Below are 509 nucleotides of genomic sequence, written 5' to 3' on the forward strand. Positions count from 1 at the left end.
GATGTATGGGCTTCCATGGGCCAGGAAGACGAACAGCAAACACGCCTTAACGCCTTTGACGGCTACCAGGTCACCCCGGAGCTGATGGACAAGGCCGACCCGGATGCGCTGTTCATGCACTGCCTGCCGGCCCACCGCGGCGAAGAAGTCAGCCATGAAATGATGGAAGACCCCAGAGCCGTGGTCTGGGATGAGGCGGAAAACCGCCTGCATGCCCAGAAAGCCCTGCTGGAATTCCTGCTCACCGGGCAACATTGATGGCAACGCTGCACGCACCATGCCACACGCATCACGGAGACATCTTCCCCTGTTGCGTGCAGCGTGAAGCCGGGAGCGCATGATCATGAACGCCCCCCTACTGCGCCTTGAGAATCTGGCCTGCGGATATCACCAGCAAACCGTCGTAAAAGATTTGAACCTGGAACTGGCGGCCGGTGAAATTGCCTGCCTGCTGGGCCCCAGCGGCTGTGGCAAGACCACCACATTGCGGGCCATCGCCGGGCTGGAAC

General features: G+C 60.7%; 1 protein-coding gene and 1 pseudogene. Both read left to right on the forward strand.

Annotated elements, in window-relative coordinates; translation table 11 throughout:
* A pseudogene (locus tag A3730_RS05655) lies at positions 1-258 on the forward strand (ornithine carbamoyltransferase); the annotation flags it as partial.
* Between the two features lie 85 nt (positions 259-343).
* On the forward strand, positions 344-509 hold a 166-nt coding region (locus tag A3730_RS29465), incomplete at its 3' end, for an ATP-binding cassette domain-containing protein (protein ID WP_156500947.1).

Source organism: Alcanivorax sp. HI0044 (assembly GCF_001634945.1).